At 71.0% G+C, this 7,202-nt stretch carries 4 protein-coding genes; 2 read left to right on the top strand and 2 right to left on the bottom strand.

All coding sequences use genetic code 11. The features are described from left to right. Positions 1 to 45: 45 nt before the first annotated feature. Entirely contained in the window at positions 46 to 3,852 is a 3,807-nt protein-coding gene (locus tag ACRWND_RS16410) for a GH92 family glycosyl hydrolase (protein ID WP_431949907.1), read from the bottom strand. 376 nt (positions 3,853 to 4,228) lie between these two features. Between ACRWND_RS16410 and ACRWND_RS16405 the strand changes: the two genes are divergently transcribed. Then, positions 4,229 to 4,732: a hypothetical protein gene (locus ACRWND_RS16405; protein WP_431949905.1), complete on the top strand. Its 504-nt coding sequence runs from the start codon at positions 4,229 to 4,231 to the stop codon at positions 4,730 to 4,732. A 17-nt stretch (positions 4,733 to 4,749) separates the two neighbouring features. After that, a complete protein-coding gene (locus ACRWND_RS16400) occupies positions 4,750 to 4,950 on the top strand; it encodes a hypothetical protein (RefSeq protein WP_431949903.1) in 201 nt (66 codons plus the stop codon). 143 nt (positions 4,951 to 5,093) lie between these two features. Here ACRWND_RS16400 and ACRWND_RS16395 read toward each other — a convergent pair whose 3' ends face one another. Then, complete coding sequence (locus ACRWND_RS16395) at positions 5,094 to 7,130, bottom strand: alpha/beta fold hydrolase (protein ID WP_431949901.1); 2,037 nt, start codon at positions 7,128 to 7,130, stop codon at positions 5,094 to 5,096. Positions 7,131 to 7,202: the final 72 nt, after the last annotated feature.

Raw genomic sequence — 7,202 nt, 5'->3', positions numbered from 1 at the left:
CCCCCCCCCCCCCCCCCCCCCCCCCCCCCCGTCGCTCCGAGCCGATCAGGCGAGCAGTTCCACCTCCGCCAGGGTCGACTCGGCGTCCAGGACCAGGCGGTAGTGCGTGTAACCGCCCGGCGAGGCGACCGAGAAGGCCCGGGTCTGGCGGTCCCAGGTGAAGGACTCACCGGAGCGCCTGTCGAGCGTCTTCCAGTGCTCGCCGTCCGAGGAGCCCTGCAGCGTCCAGCCGGTGGGCGCCTTGGCGCGGTCCGCCGACGAGGTCAGCGTGTACTGGACGGCCTTGGTGCGCCCGGCGACCGGGAGGTCGACGGCGGTCACCGCGGCGGCCGTCGCCGAGGTGTTGTCGAACAGCGCGCCGTCGCCCGTGACGGCGTCCGCGCGGGGCGCGGGCACCTTGTCGTCCTGGGTGATCGAGACCGGCGCGTCCTTCTTGCCGGTGCCCCAGGAGGAGGGCTTGGGGCCCATGTCGAACTCCAGGACGCCGCCCTTGGCGAGCAGCGAGTGGGGCAGGGAAGTCGACTTCCAGGGGCGGCCGTCGACCTTGAGCCCCTGCACGTACACGTTGCGCGTGCTGTTCTTCGGCGCCTTGACGACCAGGTCCTCGCCGTTCTCCAGGTGGACCGTCGCCTTGGTGAACAGCGGGGAGCCGACGGCGTACTCGCCGCTGCCCATCACCAGCGGGTAGAAGCCGAGCGAGGAGAAGAGGAACCAGGCCGACTGCTCGCCGTTGTCCTCGTCGCCGTGGTAGCCCTGCCCGATGTCGCTGCCGGTGTAGAGGCGCGACAGCACCTCGCGGACGTTCTTCTGCGTCTCCCAGGGGCGGCCCGCCGCGTCATACATGTACGTCACGTGGTGGGCCACCTGGTTGGAGTGCCCGTACATGCCCATCCGCACGTCCCGCGCCTCCGTCATCTCGTGGATGACGCCGCGGTAGGAGCCGACGAACTCGGGCGAGGCGGTCTCCGGGGTGGAGAAGTAGGTGTCGAGCTTCTTCGCCAGGCCGTCACGGCCGCCGTACAGGTTGGCCAGACCGCGGCTGTCCTGCGGGGCGGTGAAGGCGTAGCCCCAGCCGTTGGTCTCGGTGTAGTCGTAGCCCCACACCCGCGGGTCGTACGTCGCGGAGTCCACCCGCCAGTTCCCCCCGGCGTCGCGCCCCTGGAAGAAACCGGCCTGCGGGTCGAAGAGGTTCACGTACTCCTGGGCGCGGTTGAGGAAGTACGCCGACTCCTCCTTGTAGCGCTTCTCGCCCGTCTTCTCGTAGAGGGCCTTGCCCATCTCGGCGATGCCGTAGTCGTTGAGGTAGCCCTCCAGCGCCCACGACAGGCCCTCATGGGTGTCGGTGCTGGTGTACCCGAGGAAGGGGGAGGTGTCCATGCCCTTACGGCCGACGCCCGACTGCGGCGGGACGACCGTCGCGTTCTTCACGGCCGCGTCGTACGCCGCCTCGGCGTCGAAGTCCACGCCCTTGACGTAGGCGTCGGCGAAGGCCACGTCCGAGGACGTGCCCGTCATCAGGTCCGCGTAGCCGGGGGACGACCAGCGCGACGTCCAGCCGCCGTCCTTGTACTGCTGCACGAAGCCGTCGACCATCTCGCCCGCCTGGCCGGGCGTCAGGAAGGAGTACGCGGGCCAGGTCGTCCGGTAGGTGTCCCAGAAGCCGTTGTTGACGTAGACCTTGCCGTCCACGATCTTCGCACCGGTGTGCGTCGGGGTGTCGGGACCGGTCATCGCGGTGAACGGGGACGCGTACTGGTACTTCCCGCCCACTTTCTCGAAGCCCGAGTTCGGGTACAGGTACAGCCGGTAGAGGCTGGAGTAGAGCGTCGTCAGCTGGTCCGGAGTGGCGCCCTCGACCTCGACGCGGCCCAGGAGATCGTCCCACTGCTTCTGCGCGCGGGACGTGACCGCCTCGAAGGAGGTGCCCTGAGGGATCTCCTGGCGCAGGTTGTCCTTCGCCTGGTCGACGCTGATCAGCGAGGTGGCCAGGCGCAGCGTCACGGTGCGGTCCTCGCCCGCGTCGAAGCGCAGGTAGCCCTTCACACCGCTCGACGTGCCCTCCGTGACCGGCGCGTCGAACTCCCCGTACACGAACAGCCGGGTGGCGCCTGTGGACAGCCCCGACTTCACGTCGGAGTAGCCGGTGAAGGTGCCGGTCTCCTTGTCGAGCGTCAGGCCGGCCTGCTCGGTGACGTTGTCGAAGAGCACGCTCGCGTCGTCACCGGGGTAGGTGAAGCGCATCGCGGCCGCGTGGTCGGTCGGCGCCATCTCCGTCTTCAGGCCGTTCTCGAACCGCACCCCGTAGTAGTAGGGGCGGGCGGTCTCGTTCTCGTGCCGGAAGGGCAGCGCCCGCGCGCGGCGGTCCGTGTCCGGCGTCCCCGAGGCGGCGGACGGCATCACCTGGAAGGTCTGCCGGTCGCCCATCCAGGGGCTGGGCTCGTGGCTGGCGCTGAACGCCTGGATCGTGGGCAGGTTGTCGGCGTTGTTCGCCTTGGCGTAGTCGTACAGCCAGTTGAGGGTGCCCGCGTTGGTGACCGGGGTCCAGAAGTTGAAACCGTGCGGCACGGCCGTGGCCGGGAAGGTGTTGCCGCGCGAGAAGTCGCCGCTGGAGTTGGTGCCGCGGGTGGTCAGCGCGTAGTCCGACAGGTGCGCCTTCCGCTTCGGCTGCGGGAGCGGCTTCAGCGCCACGTCGTCCAGCCAGCCGCGGAACTGCGACGGGCCCTTGGGGGAGTCGTACGCGAGCACGATGCGGTCGACGGTCTTGCCGGCCGCGACCGACCCGATCCGGGAGACGACGTCGTTCCACTGGTTGACGTAGAGCACCTTGGACGCGCCCTGCCCCTGCGGGGTGAGGGGGAAGCCGTGCTGGTCGGTGGCGCCCAGGCGGCTGAGCGAGGTGCCGTCGGTGAAGACCAGGTCCACCGCGACGTTGGTGGCGTCGTAGTCGAGCTCGCCGTCCGCCATCGCCGGGTAGATCCGGTACGACAGCGCGGTGTCCCGGCGGACGGGCACGTCGACGTCGAAGACCTTGTTGTACGAGTACGCACGGCCCTCGGCGGTGTGCCGGCCCGCGTAGCGCAGCGCCCGCTTGCCGGTGAAGCCGGCGCCCGACTTCGCCGTCGGCGAGCCGATCGGGCCGCGGTCGACGAGCGAGAGCATGTCCGGCGGCACGGGCACATTGTCCTTGCCCGTCGAGAACTGCAGGTCGGCGAGCTGGATGATGTTCGTCGAGCCGTTGTTCTTGGTGATGTCGATCCGGAAGTGCTGGTACTCGGCGGGCGCCGCGAGGTCGTACGAGTTGGTCTTGAACCGCTCGGAGAAGGACTCACCGGAGCGGGTGTCCAGGGTCTTCCAGTCCTTGCCGTCGGTGGAGCCCTGCAGGGTCCAGTCACGGGGGTCGCGTTCGGGGGCGTCGTTGGCCGACGTCAGCGCGTAGCTGACGACCTTCGCGGGGGCGTCGAGGTCGAACTCCACCCAGCCGGTGGTCGCGAAGACCAGCCACTTGGTGCCGGACTCCGCGTCGACGAGGTTCTCCTTCACCTCGCCCGCGTCCGTGTACTCGTCGTTGGCGCGGACGGCCTTGACGTGGTCGTTGAGGTTGCCGGGTATGCCGGTGCTGTAGCCGCCGTCCACGCCTGAGGCCCGCTTGGACCCGTCCGGCGCGGTGTCCACCGTGTCGCGCCAGTCGGGCGCGGGGTCACCCGACTCGAACGACGAGGTGAAACTGCCGACGTGCGACGGGGGTTCGGGAACGGCGACCGCCGCCTGCTGCGTGGCCGCGGCCAGAGCCAGTGCGGTCGCCAACACGACCGCCGAGGAACTCCATCTGTACCGGGCAGCTCTCTGCTGCATATGCACCCTCTCTGCGCCTGGACAACGTTGTCAAGTTCGCTGTGCAAGGGCTAGTAGGGGGTCAAGGGGCGTTTGATGTCAAGGGTGTTGATGCGATTCCCGGGCCGGCGGTGGTATATGGGCGGTTGTGAGCTCGCCACCGGGCCGCCGACGGGCCGTGGCGCGCGCCGACGTGGGCGGTTCGGTGGACCCAGGGCCGGGGTCGCGGGTGCGGCGCGGGACGCCCGGCGAACCACTCCTCCAGTGCGCGTCCACGTGGTGACGGCTGCCGCCGGCAGCCCCGAGGCGCAGACACCCGTGCCCCGCCCGCGACGGGCGCCGACTGGTAGCCTGAGGTCTTCGCCGGTCACCCGGACGGAGTCCCCGACAGGTCCTGATGTCCCGTCAACTGTCACTTCTGAGCGCGCTCGACGCCCTGGACCTCGCCTTCGCCGGCGAAGCGCCCTTCCCCGTCACCGGGTGCCTGCGCTGCTACAGCGAGCACGATCTCGCGCTGCTCTCCGGGCCACTGCACGACATACCTGACGAGCTGGTGGTTTCGGTCGCGGTGAAGACGCCCGACCACTGGGCCGACTTCCCGCGTCTGTACCGCCGTCTTGTTCCCCGGATCGTCCGCCCTCTCGTCACCGGCCGACACCACATCGATGCGGAGATCGTCGCGTCCCGGCTGCTCCATGCGGAGTGGACCATCTGGGACGCGCGTCTGACCGAAGTCCTGGGCGACGTCTGGGACGTCCGGTGGGAGACTTCCTTGCACGCCTGCCCCGGTCCCGTGCCGATCCGGGCAACGCTCGGCGTCGTCACCGTGGTCACCGGCGGGCTGTCCCCCTGGCTGGACGATGGACCGGCGTCCGCACCACGACCGCGGACGCCCAACTGACCGCGCTCCTCGACGACGTGCTGGTCGAGTCCCAGTTCGCCGACCTGAGCTTTGGCTTCTACGACGAGTACCACGCCACCGCGGAGCTCGTGGAATGGCTTGTCACCGATGTGCGCGAGCGCGTCGCCCGCGTCCGCCCCGATGCCCTGCGCCGCCTCGAGTGCTTCCGCTCCGGGTCGTGGTCCGACGCTGCTCCCCCTGCCGATGGCGAAAGCTGAAGCGGCCGGCGGACCTCGTCTCACCTCCGCCGCCCACCACGACCCGCTGATGACCACGACTCCCCACGGGCCCTGGTGACGGCGCACGCCGCCGGCGCCCGGTACGGACCGGGCCCCGGCGGCGTGCGGGGGAGCGGGGGGTGTCAGACCAGGTCGGGGCGCTGCCACTCCTCACCCAGGACGTGGTGCGCCAGGAAGTTCAGCACCGTCGTATACCACAGCCGGACGTTGTTGGGCTTGAGGATCCAGTGCCCCTCGTCGGGGAAGTACAGGAACTTCGCCGGGACCTCGAACCGCGCCAGGTCGTTCCAGAGCGCCAGGCCCTCGCCGATCGGCACGCGGTAGTCCTTGTCGCCGTGGATGACCAGCATCGGCGTGGTGATCCGTGCGGCCCGCAGGTGAGGGGACTCGCGCTCGTACCGCTCGGTGGTGACCAGCGGGTCGCCCTGGCGCCGCATCCAGTACGCCGGGAAGTCGGTGACCTGCGCGAAGCTGTACATGTTCCACAGGCTCGCGTGGGTGACGATCGCCTTGAAGCGGTCGGTGCGGGTGGCGATCCAGTTGGCCATGTAGCCGCCGTACGAACCGCCCATCATCGCGGTGCGCTCACCGTCCAGGTCGTCCCGCAGCAGTGCTGCGTCGGTCAGCGCCATCACGTCGTCGTACGGAGTGCCGCCCCAGTGCGTCCAGCCGCGCTCGTGCATGTGCTGGCCGTATCCGGTGGACAGGGCCGGGTCCGGCATCAGGACCGCGTAGCCGGCGGCCGCCGCCACCCACGGGCTCCAGCGCCAGGACCAGGCGTTCCAGCTGTTCTGCGGGCCTCCGTGCACCCACAGCAGCAGCGGCGCCGGGTTCTCGGGGCCCGCGCCGTCCGGCAGCACGAGCCAGGCCCGCAGCGCCGTCCCGTCCTCGGCGGTGGTGTGCACCTCGGTGAGGCCGCCCGGCAGGACCGTGTCCTGCCCGGGGCAGGGCAGGGCGACGGGCTGCTGCCCGGCCGCCGCGGCGTCGAGGCGCACCGGAGTCGGCGGACTGTCGACGGCGGAGCGCAGCGCGTACACGGTGCCGCCGTCCGGGCTCACCACGACGTCCGAGTACGTTCCCGAGGCGGTGAGCGCGACCAGCTCGCCGCTGCCGGCGGAGAGCCGGAACACCGGGCCGTGGCCGTTCTCGTCGGCGGTGAAGTACACCACCGGGGCGCCGTCGTCATCGGGCACCGGGGAGACGACCGGCGCGCCCGGCCACTGGTCGAAGTCGGGCAGCAGGTCGCGTCCGGCGTCCTGCTCGTCCGTGGCGCTCGCCAGCCACAGCGTGACGTCGCCTGGGGCGTCCCAGGTCACCCGCCGGCTGCGGGAGCACACCAGGTCCCGGCCGTCGGGGGTGAACGCCGGGGCGTCGAACTCCGCTTCGGGGGACTCCAGCATCCGCAGCGGCTTGCCCGTCTCGGCGTTCGCGACGACGACCACGGAGCGGATCTCGTCGGGGAGCGAGCCCACCGCCGTCGCGTACGCCACCAGGGACCCGTCGGGGGAGAGCGCGACGCCCTGGGCGATGGCGGCGCGCCGCGCGCCGCAGTCCACGGCGGCGGCCCCGCCCTCGGCGGCGTCCGCGACGGTGAACATGTGCGGGACGGCGGGACCCAGATCCTGGTCCCAGTACCTCACCGGCACCGACTCGTGCAGGATCGCCGACACCTTGGCCTTGCGGCGGGCCTCGCGCAGCCGCTCGTCGTGCTCCGCGTCCGTCGCGCCCGGCAGGAGGGAGGCCCCGAAGGCGATACGCGCGGAGCCGGTGGCCGTGGTGTACTCGCCGATCCCGCCGGCCCTGGCCAGGAGCTGAGACGCCTCGCCGCCGCCCGCCGGCAGGCTCCACAGCGCCGCCTCCTGCTTGTCCTCCTCGCCCTCACCGGGGTCGGCGACCGGACGCGAGGACAGGAAGAGCAGCGTGCCGTCGGGCAGGAACCGGGGCGCGGACTCGCCGCGCCCGGAGCGGGTGAGCCGCCGCGCCGGGCGCTGTCCGGCCGGATCCACCTCCCACAGGGCGCCGACGAACCGCGTACCGTCGGCGGACAGCTCCTGAACGGCGGTGACCAGACGCGTCCCGTCGGGTGACAGCGCCAGCGAGGAGACGCGGGGCAGCGCGAGGAACGTCGCCAGGTCGTGGAATGCAGTGGATTCGGCCATGAGGATCATCCTGCTTCTTCCAGGCGGCCCCGCACCAGTGCTTTTGCCGGCAAAACCTGGTCAAGGAGGCGG

The sequence above is a fragment of the Actinacidiphila sp. bgisy167 genome (genome assembly GCF_965342175.1).
In the GTDB taxonomy this organism is placed as follows: Bacteria; Actinomycetota; Actinomycetes; order Streptomycetales; family Streptomycetaceae; genus Actinacidiphila.
This window is presented reverse-complemented; position numbering and strand designations above follow the sequence as displayed.

Coding starts and splice junctions, on each gene's coding strand:
- ACRWND_RS16395 (WP_431949901.1), bottom strand. CDS start 7,130: ATGGCCGAATCCACTGCATTCCACGACCTGGCGACGTTCCTCGCGCTG.
- ACRWND_RS16410 (WP_431949907.1), bottom strand. CDS start 3,852: ATGCAGCAGAGAGCTGCCCGGTACAGATGGAGTTCCTCGGCGGTCGTG.
- ACRWND_RS16405 (WP_431949905.1), top strand. CDS start 4,229: ATGTCCCGTCAACTGTCACTTCTGAGCGCGCTCGACGCCCTGGACCTC.